8 protein-coding genes and 1 pseudogene are annotated in these 17,343 nt (G+C 48.5%); 8 read left to right on the top strand and 1 reads right to left on the bottom strand.

Annotation, left to right across the window (positions count from 1 at the left end):
* Positions 1-3,964: pseudogene (locus Q1Y74_RS10500) on the bottom strand (CusA/CzcA family heavy metal efflux RND transporter); the annotation flags it as partial.
* Between the two features lie 377 nt (positions 3,965-4,341).
* On the opposite strand from Q1Y74_RS10500, the gene Q1Y74_RS10505 reads away from it, so the two are divergent.
* The 8 genes from Q1Y74_RS10505 to nudC all read left to right on the top strand — a co-directional run bounded on the left by Q1Y74_RS10505 (position 4,342) and on the right by nudC (position 16,881).
* Positions 4,342-5,778 carry a S41 family peptidase gene (locus Q1Y74_RS10505; RefSeq protein WP_300814257.1) on the top strand — a complete coding sequence of 479 codons (1,437 nt, stop codon included), beginning with the start codon at positions 4,342-4,344 and terminating at the stop codon, positions 5,776-5,778.
* Positions 5,779-5,978: 200 nt separating this feature from the next.
* Positions 5,979-7,637 carry a M23 family metallopeptidase gene (locus Q1Y74_RS10510; RefSeq protein ID WP_300814258.1) on the top strand — a complete coding sequence of 553 codons (1,659 nt, stop codon included), beginning with the start codon at positions 5,979-5,981 and terminating at the stop codon, positions 7,635-7,637.
* A gap of 70 nt (positions 7,638-7,707) precedes the next feature.
* Positions 7,708-9,360 carry a C69 family dipeptidase gene (locus Q1Y74_RS10515; protein ID WP_300814260.1) on the top strand — a complete coding sequence of 551 codons (1,653 nt, stop codon included), beginning with the start codon at positions 7,708-7,710 and terminating at the stop codon, positions 9,358-9,360.
* A gap of 1,166 nt (positions 9,361-10,526) precedes the next feature.
* Positions 10,527-12,263 carry a phospho-sugar mutase gene (locus Q1Y74_RS10520; protein WP_300814262.1) on the top strand — a complete coding sequence of 579 codons (1,737 nt, stop codon included), beginning with the start codon at positions 10,527-10,529 and terminating at the stop codon, positions 12,261-12,263.
* Positions 12,264-12,684: 421 nt separating this feature from the next.
* Positions 12,685-14,169: a 4Fe-4S binding protein gene (locus Q1Y74_RS10525; RefSeq protein ID WP_300814264.1), complete on the top strand. Its 1,485-nt coding sequence runs from the start codon at positions 12,685-12,687 to the stop codon at positions 14,167-14,169.
* Positions 14,170-14,257: 88 nt separating this feature from the next.
* Complete coding sequence (locus Q1Y74_RS10530) at positions 14,258-15,640, top strand: aldo/keto reductase (RefSeq protein WP_300814265.1); 1,383 nt, start codon at positions 14,258-14,260, stop codon at positions 15,638-15,640.
* A gap of 12 nt (positions 15,641-15,652) precedes the next feature.
* A complete protein-coding gene (locus tag Q1Y74_RS10535; protein ID WP_300814267.1) occupies positions 15,653-16,075 on the top strand; it encodes a DUF1893 domain-containing protein in 423 nt (140 codons plus the stop codon).
* Positions 16,076-16,077: 2 nt separating this feature from the next.
* Positions 16,078-16,881 carry an NAD(+) diphosphatase gene (gene nudC, locus Q1Y74_RS10540; RefSeq protein ID WP_300814268.1) on the top strand — a complete coding sequence of 268 codons (804 nt, stop codon included), beginning with the start codon at positions 16,078-16,080 and terminating at the stop codon, positions 16,879-16,881.
* The last annotated feature ends 462 nt before the right edge of the window (positions 16,882-17,343 follow it).

Consider the following 17,343-nt stretch of genomic DNA (forward strand, 5'->3'; position numbering starts at 1 on the left):
CCGCTGAGGGAAAAAGAGAATGGGGAAAGAAGCCCCTACCATCCACGAATTAAGTCCGGTAAGCGGAGCTATCTTCTGACGGACATAACCAATGGAAAATTCTGGGAAGAAACGGCTGCGCTCTATTCGCAGCAAATCTTTCTTCTCTTGCAACTGGGCATTGAAATAGTCCAGATGACGGGTTGACAGGATACGGTTCTCTGTCGGCATCTGCATAACCGACAGGGTCGTGTCGGCAGGAAGCAAAGAACGGTCACTATAACAGGCCCAAGTGAACCGCCGTCCGGCCAGTGTCAGTTCTCCGGATGCCTCCATCCATCGCGTATTCAAGTCGGCAGCCAGAGCTGTTATCATGTTGCGTTCGGCCAGGTCAATGTCTCCCTGAAGATAACGCTGCTCACCACTGTTCCGCAGCTGTTCGGCCAGTTCCTTCTGTCCGCTGTACAAAGCATTGATGTTGAAGGCATACTGATAGTACGCCCATGCCCGTTTTACTTCTGCAGTGATTTCTTTCTTCACCATGTCCCGATAGCTTTTGCCTTTGTTTATCTGCGTGTTGGACAACGCATTCTTGTAGAAAGGAGTCAGCAGAGAGCCAAGTGACTGTTCAATAGCCAGTTCGTTATCACTACGGTCGGTGCCATTCAACTGACCCCACGAATAACTGAAAGAAGTATTGCCGCCATCCCAGGCTTCGCCTTTCGAGGCGCGGGCACGCTCAATTTCCGACTCGGCCATCTTCAGACGCGGATGATTGTGCAAGGCTATTTCAACAGCCTGCTCCAAGGTCACCGCCTGCTGCGCCTGTACGGCAGGCACACAGATGACCAGTATGGCGACGCCAAGCATCATCCGACGAAAAGCAAGGCGGTTCTTCCTGCGTATGCGTTTGGCCGTGATACTATTGACCAGGCGGTAGAACACAGGAATGATAATCAGTGTCAGTATGGTAGACACAATCAGTCCGCCTATCACGACTGTAGCCAGTGGACGCTGCACTTCGGCACCGGCCGAAGTTGCGATAGCCATCGGCACAAAGCCCAATGAAGCGACCAGTCCGGTGAGGAAAACAGGGCGCAGCAGATGCGGACACCCCAAAGATATGATACGATCGGTACACATGTGATATTTAGTTTGTTTACGTATATCGTTGAAATGGTTGATCATCAGAATTCCGTTCAGCACGGCCACACCGAAAAGGGCGATGAAGCCGACACCGGCCGAGATGCTGAAAGGCAAGCCGCGTAGCCACAGGGCTACGATACCTCCAATCAGTGAAAGCGGAACGGTGGAGAATACGACCAGCGAATAGATGACGCTGCGGAACGCGAAGAACAGCAACAGCAGGATGAGCAGCAAAGCAATGGGGATGACCACCGTCAGAGTGCTGATGGCGTTCTGCAGATTTTCAAATTGGCCGCCGTATTCAAAGTAATAACCGGGCTTGAGTTTCACGTTCTTGTCGAGCGCGTCGCTGATTTGGCTGACCACTTGCTGAATGTCGGCATTGCGCACATTAACACCAATCACAACCCTGCGTTTGGTAGCGTCACGGTTAATCTGGAGAGGTCCGTTCACCAGTTCAATGCTGGCCACTTCGCTGACCGGAAGCTGAATGTTATCCTTGGTACGGACAAACAGCTTGTCAATGTTCAGGTCGCTCACCTTTTCCTTGTCCAGACGGACAACGAGGTCGAACCTGCGCTCGTTCTCGAATACCACTCCGGCCGTCTCGCCTGCGTATGCGGTGCGGATGACGGTATTCAGTTCTTCGATGTCGATGCCGTAACGGGCTATTTTGGCACGGTCGTAGTGGACAAGCAACTGTGGAAGTCCCATGGCCTGCTCCACCAGCACGTCGGCTGCTCCGGGAACCTGCTCCACATAACGGGCTGCTTCCTGCGCCTTGGCATACAATTCGGCCATGTCTTCTCCATAAAGTTTGATGGCAATATCGGCCTTGGCACCGGTCATCAGTTCGTTGAATCGAAGCTGGATAGGCTGGCTGAAATTAAATTCGGCTCCGTCAATGGAGTCCAGACACTGTTTCATCTTCTCCACCATTTCTGCACGGCTCGATGCGGAAGTCCATTCGGCAAAGGGTTTCATGACAATCATCACATCGGCATCTTCTACCGCCATCGGGTCGGTAGGAACTTCGGCCGTACCGATTTTGGCAACAACATGCTTAATTTCGGGAAAGCGCTCTTTGAGCCGTTTCTCCGCTTCGAGTGAAACTTCGATGCTACGGCTCAGCGAACTGCCGGCAGGCAGCGTCATCTGCATGGCAAAGTCGCCTTCGTCGAGGGTTGGGATAAATTCGGCTCCCAACCTGGTGAACAACAACAGCGAGAGCAACAAGGCTACAAAAGAAGCACTGATAGTGCCCCACACATGAGCCAGACTGAAACGAAGCACGCGCTGATAGATTTTATTCAACCAGTCGAAGAAGCGGTCGGCCGGTGTAGGCTTCACTGTCATGGTACGTTTCAGGAAAAGAGATGCCATCATCGGGACATAGGTTATGGAAAGAAGAAGCGCACCGATGATGCAGAACACCAGTGTCTTGGCCATCGGCGTGAAGTATTTGCCTTCGATACCGGTCAGGGTCAGGATGGGGAAAAACACGATCAGGATGATGAGTACGGCAAATGTGGCACTTCTTACCACACGGCTTGCTCCTTTTTCTACTTCATGGTCCATCTCCTGTGATGTCAGCGTACGCCCTTTCAGCTCCCGCCCGTAAAGATGGGCCAGGATTCCTTCCAGAATGACGATGGATCCGTCTACCACGATACCGAAGTCTATCGCGCCAAGACTCATCAGATTGGCCGATACATTGAAGATGCGCATCAGAATAAAAGCAAAAAGCATGGCCAGCGGAATGACCGATGCTACAATCAGGCCGGCACGCACGTTGCCCAGGAAGATAATCAGCACGAGGAATACAATAATGGCACCTTCCACCAGGTTGCGTATTCACCAGTTCCGAACGGTTCAGGTAAGGTTCCACACTCACTCCTTCGGGCAGCATCTTCTGGACTTTCTCCACCCTTTTCTCCAGTTCCTTGGTCACGACATTGGCATTGGCGCCTTTCAGCATCATGGCAATACCGCCCACACACTCTCCTTCGCCATCCTTTGTCATGGCACCGAAGCGTTTGGAAGCGCCGAATTGCACTTTGCCTATGTCACCGATGTGTACCGGTATGCCGCCACGGTTGGTCACAACGATTTGCTCCACATCGTGCAAATCGTTGATCATGCCTTCTGAACGGATATAATAGGCACGGTTCACCTTTTCTATATAACTGCCACCCGTATTCTGGTTGTTACGGCTCAAGGCTTCGAATACCTCACCGATAGTAATGTTGAGCGAATACAAGGCATCAGGGTCCACCGCCACCTCATATTGTTTCAGGTAACCGCCGAAACTATTGATTTCCACAATGCCGGGAATACCCGACAATTGTCTTTTCACAATCCAGTCCTGAATGGTGCGCAACTCCATGGCGTCGTAACGGTTTTCATAACCCGGAGCCACTTTAAGAACATACTGGTATATTTCACCCAAGCCCGTCGTGATAGGCATCAGTTCGGGAGTTCCCAGTTCCGGTGGAATCTCACCTGCCACCATCTGTATCTGTTCGTTGACCAGCTGCCGGGCGTCCAGCGTAGGGACTGTTACGACCGACAGCCCGAAGCGGGATACCGAACGTATTTCCTCTACGTTCATAACGTTACTCATGGCTATCTCGATAGGGAAAGTGATAAGCTGTTCCACTTCCTGTGGTGCCAGTGTGGGCGATACGGTAACAATCTGCACCTGATTGTTGGTTATATCGGGCACGGCATCAATGGGCAGCGTCAGCATGGAGTATATGCCACCCGCCAGAAGAAGTAATGTAGCCAATGCCACAAACAGCTTCTTCCTGATTGAAAAATGTACGATTCTTGTAAACATAGGTAAATAGATAATAGTTTTGTAATGGTTACAAAGTTATTCGTCTTACAATTATGATTCTTTCATTTCAGGTTGAAACGTCCAAAATGCATGTTGAAGTACACAATAGGCCGGGTGATTTGTAGTTCTTCTTTGGTTAACCTAAGTCTTGTCTTGAGGCTGAGCCTTTTCTGTTACAGGGGAAGGATTGTAGCTGAACATTGGAATCCTTTGACAGAATTGTCGGATGATGTTTACCGTGAGCACTTAAATGCCATGGAATATTGCTTCGCTTTCAAATGAAAATGATGGAAAAATATTACTTTTGCGGACTGATGAATTTATAGAAAAGCAAGTTTATGTATAAGACTATTTTAGGAAAAATGTTTCTTCTCTTTATGGTAGAAGGAATTCTTTTTGCTGGGTGTTCCAATGATGAAGGGACGTTCCCAGCAGGAAAGAAGGTGAATGATGAAATCTATTATGCCAATATGTTCGGTAAGGAGGTTATGGAACAGTTCTATTACTGGAACGGGGAAATAGAGTCTGATTTGCAGACATGGAATATAGAAACCAATGAAGATCCTATTGGGACGGTTGACAGAATTAAGTATCACGAAGGTGACAAATACATCGACAAGTGGACTATGCTGACAGACGATATGGAGTCTTTCAATGCCAATGTGGGAGGCGTATCCACTACGTTCGGTTGGAATCTTACCATCTATCTACTGAATCAGGAGAGTACCCAGTGTATAGGGGTGGTGAATTTTGTTCACCGGGACACACCTGCAGCCCGTGCAGGCCTTAAGAGAGGTGATATCATCATCGGCTTGAACGGCACTGACCTCACTACGGGAAACTATTTGGATTTATACCATGTTCCTTCGCTTACTGTATCTCTTGGCAGACTGGATATGGAGAATAATATAATCGTAAGCCAGGGTAAGGAAGTAGAACTGACAGCTGTGACCACTTACGAGGATCCTGTGCTGTGCGACTCTGTATACGAGTTCGGTGGTAAGAAGGTCGGTTATCTGGCTTATTCAGCTTTCGACTTGAGGTCAGTGGACAAATTGGTAGAAATCGGGCGCCACTTTAAAGCCGAAGGCGTCAGCGAACTGGTACTTGACCTTCGCTACAACGGTGGCGGATATGTTATTACGGAGAATGTACTCGCTTCCATGTTTGCTCCTCAGCAGGCTGTCAGCAATCAGGAGATTTTCGAACGGGATGACTACAACGACTATCTGACAGAACTATATTGCAAGCAGGGAGTCAGTACCGATACCCGCTTTACCACCGAGTTCAATTATCCTTCCAACGGGGTAAACGTCAGTACGAAGGATGCCAATATCGGTCTGACAAAAATCTATGGCCTGATATCCCGTGGATCTGCTTCTGCCTCCGAGGCTCTGCTGGGCGGATTGATGCCTTACATGGATGTGCAGCTCATAGGTACATCTTCTTCGGGCAAGTATTGTACCGGTTGGATGCTGGGGGCAGAAGACGCCTACGAGAACTGTCCGAACGAGATAAGAAACTGGGGTATCTATTTGATGGTTAGTATCTATAAGAATGCCGTAGGAGAGACACCCTGTATGCCCGACGGACTACAACCCGATGTGGAGGTGGAAGATGAGCCTATACTGCCCTATGCTTTGGGCGATGTAAATGAACCCCTGTTGCGCGAGGCATTGAAGCAAGCCGGCCGTCCTTATGATGGAGAGGTCGTCGTACCGTCTACCCGTATTCCCTCTTTGCGTTTCAGACAGATGCCTCCTGTCCTGAAACCGAATTTTGGTAAGCGCATTCAGTTCCCCTTGTTTAAATAGAGAGGTTGGGCGATTTTTGAGATTGGGATGTCTGTTCCTTTCTCAATCCTTTTGGAAACCCGATGGAAGATGTAGAGAAAGATTCGTGCATACTGTTGGGGCTGATACCGTTTGGAGTAAAAATTTTCGGTCAGCTTGCTATTTCTGCGCCCCTCTTTTTCTATCTTTGTACACTCTAAACAGGGAAACAGTATTTTTACATGAAAATGAATACATTTATCCGATATATTGGGGGGGCGCTTTTGCTTTTGGCAACCGGAGGGCAGGCTCAGACTACTAAGTTTGCCAATCCCTTCAGCCATCCCATGACTTTCAGTGGCAATTTTGGTGAGCTGCGGGCTGATCATTTTCACGGAGGGTTGGACTTCAAGACGGGTGGCGTGACTGGCAAAGAGGTGCGTGCATTGGCAGACGGACATATCTGCCGCATTCGCGTGACCCACGGATCGGGCTACGTACTTGATGTGGCTTACGATAACGGGTACACTACCATCAATCGCCATCTTAGTGCCTTTGTAGGCGATGTGGCCCGGCGTGTAGAGGATTTGCAGTATCAGCAGGAGAGTTGGGAGGTGGAGATTGTGCCCCGACCGGACGAATATCCTGTGAAGCGCGGACAAGTGATTGCGCTTAGTGGTAATACGGGTTACTCTTTTGGTCCCCATTTACATCTGGATGTTATCGAGACAGCTACAGATGAATACGTGGATCCGTTGCCTTTCTTCATGGATCGTGTTAAGGATCAAACTGCTCCGCGGGCAATAGGCATTATGCTCTTTCCGCAGGCGGGTAGGGGAGTGGTGAACGGATTGCAGGAGGCACAGGCCTTTGCCTTGAACAAGATAAAGAGCATAACAGCATGGGGGGAGATTGGCGTGGGTATCAGAGCCTATGACTACATGGATGGTGTCAGCAACCGATATGGGGTGCATACCGTAATCCTCGAAGTGGATGGGCAGGAGGTGTTCCGCAGCGTGGTGGATCGCTTTGCTTATGAGGAGAATCGTTATATCAACTCGTGGACGTACGGACAGTACATGAAGTCTTTTGTTGATCCGGGTAACCGTTTGCGCATGCTCCATGCCACTAATGGCAACCGTGGTTTGGTGAACATCGATGAGGAACGTCCATACCGTTTTGTTTATACGCTAAAAGATGCCTTTGGCAACACTTCAAAGGTCAGTTTCACTGTACAGGGGCAGCGGTCGGACATAGAGCCGGCGACGCACAGCGGGAAGTACTTCCTGCACTGGGACCGTGTCAATTACTTGCAGGAACCCGGCATGGAACTGGTACTGCCCCGTGGAGTGCTTTACGACGATGTGCTTCTGGATTGTGCCCTGTGGACAGACAGTAACGACATAGCCTATACCTATCAGTTGGATACTGATGGAGTGCCTTTGCATAAAGGTTGTACCCTGCGCATCGGTTTACGTCGCAGGCCACTGGAGGACAGCACAAAATATTACGTGGCGCGCGTCGGCAAGAATGGAAAGAAATACAGCGTGGGCGGACGTTACAAGGACGGCTATATGGAGGCCGACATCCGTAGTCTGGATACTTATACGGTGGACATAGACACCGTACCGCCCGTGCTGACACCCGTAGGACAGGGAAACTGGGGACGTACTGGGCGCATTGTTTTCAAAGCCAGAGACGCTCAGACGGGTATTTCCTCGTATCGTGGTACCATAGACGGGCAATATGCCCTCTTCGGCAAACCTAACTCTATCAAGGGTGACTTGGTGTGTGAACTGGATTCCCGGCGGGTGAAAAAAGGTGGAACCCATCTGCTGGAGATGACTGTGACCGACGGGTGCGGAAATATTACGCGACAGGAATACAGGTTTATATGGTAGACGTCGGATAAAATCTGACCGTTTTTTTCTAGAACAAATGTCACACTTAAACAAATATCAAATAATCATTATGAAATTTAGGAAATTGACCCTCTCCGTCATACTGATGGCGGCAGCAATGATGAAGGCTCCGGCCTGTACCAACCTGATTGTCGGCAAAAATGCTTCGACAGACGGTTCTACCATTGTCTCTTATTCGGCAGACTCGTACGGACTCTTCGGCGAGCTTTATCACTATCCTGCGGGTGTGCATCCCAAGGGCACAATGATAAACGTCTACGAATGGGATACGGGCAAGTATCTGGGCCAGATAGAGCAGGCCCGGCAGACGTATAATGTCATCGGCAACATGAATGAATTTCAGCTGACAATCGGCGAGACTACTTTTGGTGGCCGTCCTGAGTTGGTTGACACGCTGGGTCTGATAGACTATGGAAGTCTGATTTACTTGGGGCTTCAGCGTTCGCGTACTGCTCGCGAAGCCATCCGCGTGATGACTGACCTGGTGGAGGAATATGGTTATTACAGCAGTGGGGAATCGTTTACCATTGCCGACCCCAATGAGGTATGGATTATGGAGATGATAGGCAAGGGGCCTGGTGGACGAGGTGCCGTCTGGGTAGCTGTCCGTGTACCTGACGACTGTATTTCGGCACATGCCAACCAAAGCCGTATCCATCAGTTCGATATGGGCGATAAGGAAAACTGCATGTATTCGGCAGACGTCATTTCCTTTGCTCGGGAGAAGGGCTATTTCGACGGCGTTAACCGCGATTTCAGCTTTTCCAAGGCATACGCGCCCCTCGATTTTGGTGCGCGCCGTTATTGCGAGGCACGGGTCTGGAGTTTCTACAATATGTTCACTGACCGTGGTCAAGAGTTTCTTCCCTATATTCAGGGTGAAACCGATCAGCCCATGCCCCTTTACGTGAAGCCCTCGCGCAAACTTTCCGTTCAAGACGTGAAGAACGCCATGCGCGACCATTATGAAGGTACTCCTCTGGATATCACGCAGGACTTTGGTGCCGGTCCCTACCACTCACCCTATCGCCTCTCGCCTCTTGATTTTGAGGTGGATGGTAAGAAATACTTCAATGAACGCCCCATTTCCACGCAGCAGAGCGGCTTTGTCTTCGTGGCACAGATGCGCTCCACCTTGCCTGATCCCATAGGCGGTGTACTTTGGTTCGGGCTGGACGATGCCAACATGACGGTTTTCACTCCTGTCTACTGCTGTACGGACAAGGTTCCCGAGTGTTATTCCCGTGTTGACGGAGCAGACTACATCACTTTCTCGTGGAACTCCTCTTTCTGGGTATTCAACTGGGTGGCCAACATGGTATATCCCCGTTATGATTTGATGATAGATGACGTACGTGCTTTGCAGACCGAGCTTGAGAACACATTCAACTACGCGCAGGAAGGCGTGGAGGCAGCTGCGGCCCGCTTGCTGGAGAAGGACCCCGCACAGGCCCAGGCTTTCCTGACCAACTATACAAACATCACGGCGCAGAGTACGCACGATGCCTGGAAGCGGCTGGGCGAGTTCCTGGTTGTCAAGTATAACGATGGCGTCGTGAAGCGTGTTAAGGACGGCAAATTTGAACGTAACTCCATCGGGCAGCCTGCCGGCGTTATCCGTCCGGGCTATCCCCAGGAGTTTCTGAAAGAATACGTCAAGCAGACGGGCGGCCGCTACCTTATTCCTGGACAGGAAGATTGAGGTATAGGGTATAGCCTGAAGACTGCTGGCCGACAGCAAGCATTTTCTTGAGCGTAATAATGTGCAGGGAAATGCCGGCTGTCGGCTTTTCTTTGTCCGTTTGTCTGGAACCGCTTCCTGCCAATTTCTCCCCATTGTTTGTATCTTATATTTCTTTTTAAACGGACTGATAGGTGATAGAATGTACGAAGGCAGGATTAACCGTCTGTGTCATCTCACCTTTGCGGCAAGTCCCTGTCGGCTAATATGATGGATGATTGCTTTTGTGGTCATAAGAATCTTTTAAAAGAGGGGGCCATGGATAAGCAGATAAGGATGGATAATAGACTTTTCAGATTGTTTGTAATAGCGAAAATCTGATTGCAAAAAGTTTGAATAATGAACGTTTTGCTGACGATACCTGTTTGCAAAATACGCGAAATAGAAGCAGAAAAGGTATCTTAAGAGCGTTGAAACAACCTCCGTGCAAGCTCCGTGCGTGCTCAATGCCTGTTCCGTCCGTCCATATTGCTTGTTCCGTCCGTACAGATTGCCTGTTCGGAACACGCAAATTGCCAGTTTGGAGTTTCAAAAGGCCTTGTTTCGGCCTTCAAAGTAGCTGTTTAGCTCCTCTAATGTGGCTTTTGGGAACTGTAAAGAGGGCATTTTTCATCTTTGGAAGCCGTTTCCATTTCTCTTTCAAATGTAAATATTTTGCTATCCTTCTGTTATGCAGTCGGTTAGAACTTTTCGTTTCTGTTTTTCCGTGCAAATCGGGCGGAAGGCCGAAATAAAGGATTCTCACGCATTAGGAAAGTCAAAGTGTCAAAATGTAAAGACGTACATTCCTACTAGGCGCGTTCAATCTACTTGGCATGCTTGTTTTTTTCGATGGTTTATCAGAGTGGGTACATTGCATGAGAGTACGATTTGACAGGCGGAAAACTTTGTGCGTGGAAAAAGACAATAAGAGGTGACGGTGAATTTCTTGCGACAAAGAAAAAAATGCTTTGTGTCTGTAATCTGTCCGTGAAAAAGTAGGAAAATTAAACTTATTCGCTTATATTTGCCTCTTGATATGGCATTATGCATTTTGCATATTTGCGTCAGCCAGCAGTAGGATGGATTGACAATGTAAGCCTGCTGAAGAGAAGTAATTTATTAACCTTTAAAATATCAATCGTTGTATGGAAAATCAAGAACTGATTAAACAGGTAACTGAGAAAGCCGAAAAATGGCTTACCGCAGCTTATGATGCAGAAACTCAGGCCGAAGTGAGACGCATGTTGGAAAATGAAGACAAAACAGAACTGATAGATAGCTTCTACAAGGATTTGGAATTTGGTACGGGTGGCCTGCGTGGTATTATGGGGGCCGGAAGCAACCGCATGAACATTTACACAGTAGGTGCCGCCACTCAAGGATTGGCCAACTATCTGAATAAGTGCTTTGCCGGACAATCCGTTTCGGTAGTGGTAGGCCACGATTGCCGCAACAACAGCCGCAAGTTCGCAGAGATATCAGCTGATATCTTTTCTGCCAACGGTATCAAGGTCTATCTTTTCGATGACTTGCGTCCTACTCCTGAAGTGTCATTTGCCATCCGTCACCTGGGCTGTCAGAGCGGTATTAACATCACAGCCAGTCATAATCCACGCGAATACAATGGCTACAAGGCATATTGGGACGACGGCGCACAGGTGTTGGCTCCGCACGACACGGCCATCATTGATGAGGTGAATAAAGTGAAGGTGGACGACATTAAGTTCAACGGTAACAAAGACCTTATCCAGATTATCGGCGAGGATGTGGATAAGGTTTACCTGGAGAAGGTACACTCCATTTCCATCGACCCTGAAGTCATCAAACGTCAGAAGGACTTGAGCATTGTCTATACTCCGCTGCATGGTGCCGGTCGTGCCTTGATTCCCGCTTCGTTGAAGTTGTGGGGTTTTGAGAATGTTCATTGTGTTGAGGCGCAGATGGTGAAAGACGGAAACTTCCCTACCGTGGTTTCTCCCAACCCCGAAAATGCCGAAGCACTGACACTGGCCATCAAACTGGCTAAGGAAATCAATGCCGATATCGTGATGGCAAGTGACCCCGATGCCGACCGTGTGGGTATGGCGTGCAAGGATGATAAGGGCGAATGGGTGCTTATCAACGGCAACCAGACTTGTCTGCTGTTCCTGTATTATATTATCAAAAACCGCATTGCCATGGGTAAGATGCAGCCCAATGACTTCGTGGTTAAGACTATTGTGACAACCGAACTGATAAAGGCTGTTGCCGACAAGAACAACATTGAGATGCTGGATTGCTACACAGGCTTCAAGTGGATTGCCCGTGAAATCCGTCTGCGCGAAGGTAAACAGCAATATATTGGTGGCGGCGAAGAAAGCTACGGCTTCCTGGCTGAGGATTTCGTTAGAGACAAGGACGCCGTATCTGCCTGCTCCTTGTTGGCCGAAATCTGTGCATGGGCCAAAGATCAGGGCAAGACGCTTTATGAGGTGCTGATGGATATTTACGTAGAATATGGTTTCTCTAAGGAAACAACTGTCAACGTAGTGAAGCCGGGTAAGAGCGGTGCCGAAGAAATTAAGGCTATGATGGATAACTTCCGTGCCAACCCGCCGAAAGAAATCGGTGGTTCCAAGGTGGTATTGATTAAAGACTACAAAACATTGAAAGCCGATGCCGAGGGTCAAGTCAGCGATTTGAACATGCCCGAAACATCCAACGTATTGCAGTATTTCACAGAAGATGGTACTAAAATTTCGGTTCGCCCATCGGGCACTGAGCCTAAAATCAAATTCTATATTGAGGTGAAGGGTGAAATGGGTTGTCCGAAGTGCTATGCCAGTGCCAATGCCGAAGCCGTAAAGAAGATTGAAGCGGTTCGCGCATCATTGGGTATCTGATAACGGTCTCTCTTTTTATATGAACCCTCTGTGCCTGCCAGTTCTCTCTGGAGGCCGGAGGGTTTTTTATGCTTATTCGTATAATGTTTGGAGATTCTTGTAATCGGATGGATGGTTTGCCTCTGATTATTGTTCGATGAATCAGATTCCTTCTTTCGGAAATAAAACATTGACGGCTATCGGCCTTGTTGCACAATCGCTTAAATACATGGATTAGTCGTTTTTTTAAAGGATAGGCAGATTCCTTGATAGGAGAAATGGATTGTCACAATTATGACTGGAGCCTGCCTGAGTTGAATTTAGTAGGAGTTTTCTTTCTTTATCGGTAAAAAGGGTATTAATATCTGTAAAATATATGTATACGGTCTCGAAAAATGGCGTACATTTGTAGAAACATTTATCATAACTACTATAATTATTTATGTTACGTAAGATTAGACTAACACTCGCCATCCTTTTCTATGTACTGATTACACTGCTGTTCCTCGACTTTACGGGAACGTTGCACACATGGTTCGGCTGGATGGCAAAGATTCAATTCCTCCCCGCACTGCTGGCTCTCAACGTAGGGGTCGTCCTGGCACTGGTAATTCTCACATTGCTGCTGGGTCGCGTCTACTGTTCGGTCATCTGTCCATTGGGAGTATTTCAGGACATTGTGGCCTGGTTCTCCAAGAAAAGCAAGAAAAACCGCTACCGTTATTCGCCCGCCCTGTCGTGGCTGCGCTACAGCCTGCTGGGCGTGTTTGTCATTGCGTTAGTAGCAGGCGTGCATTCGTTTGTCGCACTACTGGCTCCCTACAGCTCGTACGGTCGTATTGCCAACAACCTGTTTGCACCAGTCTACCAATGGGGTAACAATCTGCTGGCCTACCTGGCCGAACGTGCCGACAGCTATGCATTCTACGACACCACCGTCTGGCTGAAGAGTGTACCGACTTTCGTCATTGCTGTCGCCACCCTGGTGATACTCGTTGTACTGGCATGGAGGGGAGGACGAACTTATTGCAACACCGTCTGTCCTGTGGGTACCGTACTCGGTTTCCTATCCAAGTATGCCTACCTGAAACCGGTTATCGACACAGACAAATGCATTAATTGCAACCTTTGTGCACGCAACTGCAAGGCTTCGTGCATCGACATCAAGAATCACCGGATAGACTACAGCCGCTGCGTGGCCTGCATGGACTGCCTGGACAAGTGCAAGCACCAGGCATTGAGCTACCGACATCCGGCCAAGGTCCCTGCCACATCAGCCGAACCCCAAAACGAAAAGAACGGTTCGCGCCGCGCCTTTCTGGCATCGTCGGCACTGGCAGCCTCGGCCGTCGTACTGAAAGCCCAGGAGATGAAAGTAGATGGTGGACTGGCCACCATCGAAGATAAGAAGATACCAAACCGCCAGACACCGATTCTGCCGCCGGGGGCCCAGAGCGCACGCCACTTTGCCCAGCACTGCACGGCCTGCCAACTGTGTGTGTCAGTATGCCCCAACGAAGTTCTGCGTCCCTCTACCGGACTGCTGACACTGATGCAGCCCGAGATGTCGTACGAGCGGGGATATTGCCGCCCTGAATGTGCGAAATGTGCCGAGGTCTGCCCTACCAACGCCATCAGCCTGTCCTCTTTAGCCGAAAAATCTTCGACCCAGATAGGACACGCCGTTTGGGTGAAAGCCAACTGCATACCACTGACCGACGGTGTGGAGTGCGGCAACTGCGCCCGCCACTGCCCCACGGGAGCCATCACCATGATACCGACGGACGAGTCGGACCCCCAATCGCTGAAGATTCCTGCCGTGGACACCGAACGCTGCATCGGATGCGGTGCCTGCGAGAACCTCTGCCCGTCACGCCCGTTCAGCGCCATCTACGTTGAAGGACACGAAAGGCACAGGATTATTTAAGCGATGAACGGTGAGTTGTGATCGGTAAACGATACTATCGGCTTCGCTTCTTAACTTCATTATTTCTATAAATTTTTATACACATACAATGAACGAACAAGAACATTCCAAAGATATTTCCCGCCGCGATTTTTTGAAAATCGTAGGCATCAGTACAGCCACTGCGGCACTGGTGGGATGCGGCCCTAAGCAGTCAGGTGCAACTTCGCTGCAGGCACAGGGCGAAATACCTACCGATAAAATGACTTTCCGAGAAAATCCGAAAACTAAAGAGAAAGTCTCTTTGCTGGGATACGGATGTATGCGATGGCCCACCCTGCCTGCTCCTGAAAAAGGAGGTAACGTTATCGATCAGGATGCCGTGAACGAACTGATTGACTATGCCATGGCACATGGTGTGAACTACTACGATACATCGCCCGTCTACGTACAGGGATGGTCGGAGAAATCGACTGGCATTGCCTTGAAACGCCATCCGCGTGAGAAGTTCTTCGTAGCCACCAAACTGTCCAACTTCTCTAACTACACGCGCGAAAACTCCATTGCCATGTACAACCGCTCGTTCTCGGAACTGCAAGTGGATTACATCGACTATTACCTGTTGCACTCCATCGGTAACGGTGGCATTGAAACCTTCCGGGCCCGCTACGTAGAAAACGGCATGATAGACTTCCTGATGAAGGAACGCGAGGCGGGACGCATCCGTAACCTGGGTTTCTCCTTCCACGGCACCAAAGACGTGTTCGACGAAGTACTGGCCATGCACGATCAGGTTCACTGGGACTTCGTTCAAATACAGCTCAACTATGCTGACTGGAAATATGCGTCGGGCAATAACGTCAATGCCGATTACCTGTACGCCGAACTTGAGAAACGCCATATACCGGCCATTATCATGGAGCCATTACTGGGAGGACGTCTGTCAAAACTGCCCGAACACCTGGTGGCGCGACTCAAGCAACGTGGTCCCGAAGTAAGTGTAGCCTCGTGGGCCTTCCGTTTTGCAGGAACCTTTCCGAACGTACTTACCGTACTGAGCGGTATGACCTACATGGAGCACCTGCAGGACAATCTGCGCACCTACTCGCCCTTGGTGCCGCTGACTGATGACGATTTTGAATTCCTGCAACAGACGGCCGACCTGATGAAACAGTATCCGACCATCCCCTGCAACGATTGCAAATACTGTATGCCCTGTCCCTACGGAATTGACATTCCTGCCATACTGATACACTACAACAAATGCGTGAATGAAGGCAATCTGCCTACCTTGCAGGAACATGCCAACTACCGCGAAGCGCGTCGGGCTTTCCTCGTGGGTTACGACCGTAGTGTGCCCCGTTTGCGTCAGGCCAGCCACTGCGTGGGTTGCGGACAATGTAACCCGCACTGTCCGCAAAGCATCGACATCCCCCAAGAGTTGCACCGCATTGACCGATATGTGGAACAGCTGAAACAAGAAACATTGTGATGATTGAATAGAATGAAAGAACTTATAGAAATGCTTCACGCAGGAGGATACTCCTGCGTGATAGCTCATGGCGACAGTTTTCGCACTTTCACACGACGAGGAGTGGCCGATCTTTATGACTTGTTGGTTCAAGATGCAGATTTTCTTTCCGGTTCTCGTGTGGCTGATAAAGTGATTGGAAAGGCTGCTGCTTCACTCATGGTATTGGGTGGGGTGAAGGAAGTTTATACTCATGTTATCAGCCGGCCGGCTCTCCAATTGTTACATGAGGCGGGTATCGTGGTGGACTGTGATGAAGTAGTAGATTACATTATTAATCGTAACCACACAGGCTGGTGTCCGCTGGAACAAGCTAGTCGTGATTTGCATTCAGCCAAAGATATTTTTCCTGTTATTAAAGATTTTATCTCTGAACAAAGAAAAAAAGAGAGTTGAATATGGAATACGATTTGAGCGCATATTGGTTTGTTTTTTTCAAGGATAATCTTCTGATACAAAAAAACAACGATGGAACTTGTCGCATTCCTTGTGGTAACCATTTGCCGGTAGTTCCGTCGTTAAATCAGAAAGTGCATCGTGTCACACTGCCTACAGGCATACAAGTTTATACTTTTAGTATTGATTATCCCATTATCGAAACCGAAAAATGGAGCATGATAGGGTTGCGCGCTTCATTTGACTGCCTGCCACTGGAAGATTATAAAGCTGCCGGAAAAGCTTACCAGATACTATATTGGGATAACCACAGCCGATACTGTCCTGTATGTGGTACTCCCACCCAACAGCAAACTGACATTATGAAAAAATGTCTCCAGTGTGGTCATGAACTTTATCCGCCTATTTCCACAGCTATCATAGTACTGGTACGCCGTTCTGATGAAATTCTGTTGGTTCATGCCCGTAACTTTCGAGGCACTTTTTTTGGTCTGGTAGCAGGTTTCCTTGAGGCTGGTGAAACATTGGAACAATGTGTGCGTCGTGAAGTGATGGAAGAAACAGGACTCAGTATTAAAAATATCTCTTATTTCGATAGTCAGCCATGGCCATATCCTAGTGGCCTTATGGTAGGATTCTTTGCTGATTACGAAAGTGGAGAAATTAAATTACAACAGGATGAACTCAGTGCCGGTGCCTTTTATTCTCGTGATAATTTGCCTGAACTACCTCGTAAATTAAGTATTGCCCGTAGACTGATAGATGCTTGGTTGGCAGGAAAGGACCGGAATTTAGGGCGTGATTGAGCGATGGTAAGGAGTCGTCTGATGCACAGAAGCCTTTCTTGTTTTTTCTGATTCATATTTCAGGAAACTTTTTCCCCTCTTTTGTATTTTTAGCAGATAGTTAAGATTAAAAAAATCTCACCTCTGGCTGGTCATTTGCTATCTATTGATTTATGCTGTTGGCTTGTCGAAACAGACAGTAAATACTTCTGAATCCCTCTAACTTCGGTAGGTTCCGGTAAATCTAAAATTTGGTAAATGACAGTGGTTGGTAATAGGATTTCTGACTTTGCTTATAATTGTTGCAGAAAGAAGGCTATCTTTGTGCCCAATGATTATTGTCTATTAAGAACATAACGTGTAAAACGAATTAGGTAACTATAAATTAACGTGAGTTCGAAATAAGAACAAATATATTTTACTGATAATTAGAAATATAGCAATAAAAGTATTAAATTTATAGTGTCCAATTATAACATTTAA

It is taken from the genome of uncultured Bacteroides sp., assembly GCF_949298305.1.
In the GTDB taxonomy this organism is placed as follows: domain Bacteria; phylum Bacteroidota; class Bacteroidia; order Bacteroidales; family Bacteroidaceae; genus Bacteroides.

What these genes read in the sequence shown, in the direction of transcription:
- Q1Y74_RS10505 (WP_300814257.1), top strand. Translation starts at nt 4,342, where the DNA reads ATGGTAGAAGGAATTCTTTTTGCTGGGTGTTCCAATGATGAAGGGACG.
- Q1Y74_RS10510 (WP_300814258.1), top strand. Translation starts at nt 5,979, where the DNA reads ATGAAAATGAATACATTTATCCGATATATTGGGGGGGCGCTTTTGCTT.
- Q1Y74_RS10515 (WP_300814260.1), top strand. Translation starts at nt 7,708, where the DNA reads ATGAAATTTAGGAAATTGACCCTCTCCGTCATACTGATGGCGGCAGCA.
- Q1Y74_RS10520 (WP_300814262.1), top strand. Translation starts at nt 10,527, where the DNA reads ATGGAAAATCAAGAACTGATTAAACAGGTAACTGAGAAAGCCGAAAAA.
- Q1Y74_RS10525 (WP_300814264.1), top strand. Translation starts at nt 12,685, where the DNA reads ATGTTACGTAAGATTAGACTAACACTCGCCATCCTTTTCTATGTACTG.
- Q1Y74_RS10530 (WP_300814265.1), top strand. Translation starts at nt 14,258, where the DNA reads ATGAACGAACAAGAACATTCCAAAGATATTTCCCGCCGCGATTTTTTG.
- Q1Y74_RS10535 (WP_300814267.1), top strand. Translation starts at nt 15,653, where the DNA reads ATGAAAGAACTTATAGAAATGCTTCACGCAGGAGGATACTCCTGCGTG.
- nudC (WP_300814268.1), top strand. Translation starts at nt 16,078, where the DNA reads ATGGAATACGATTTGAGCGCATATTGGTTTGTTTTTTTCAAGGATAAT.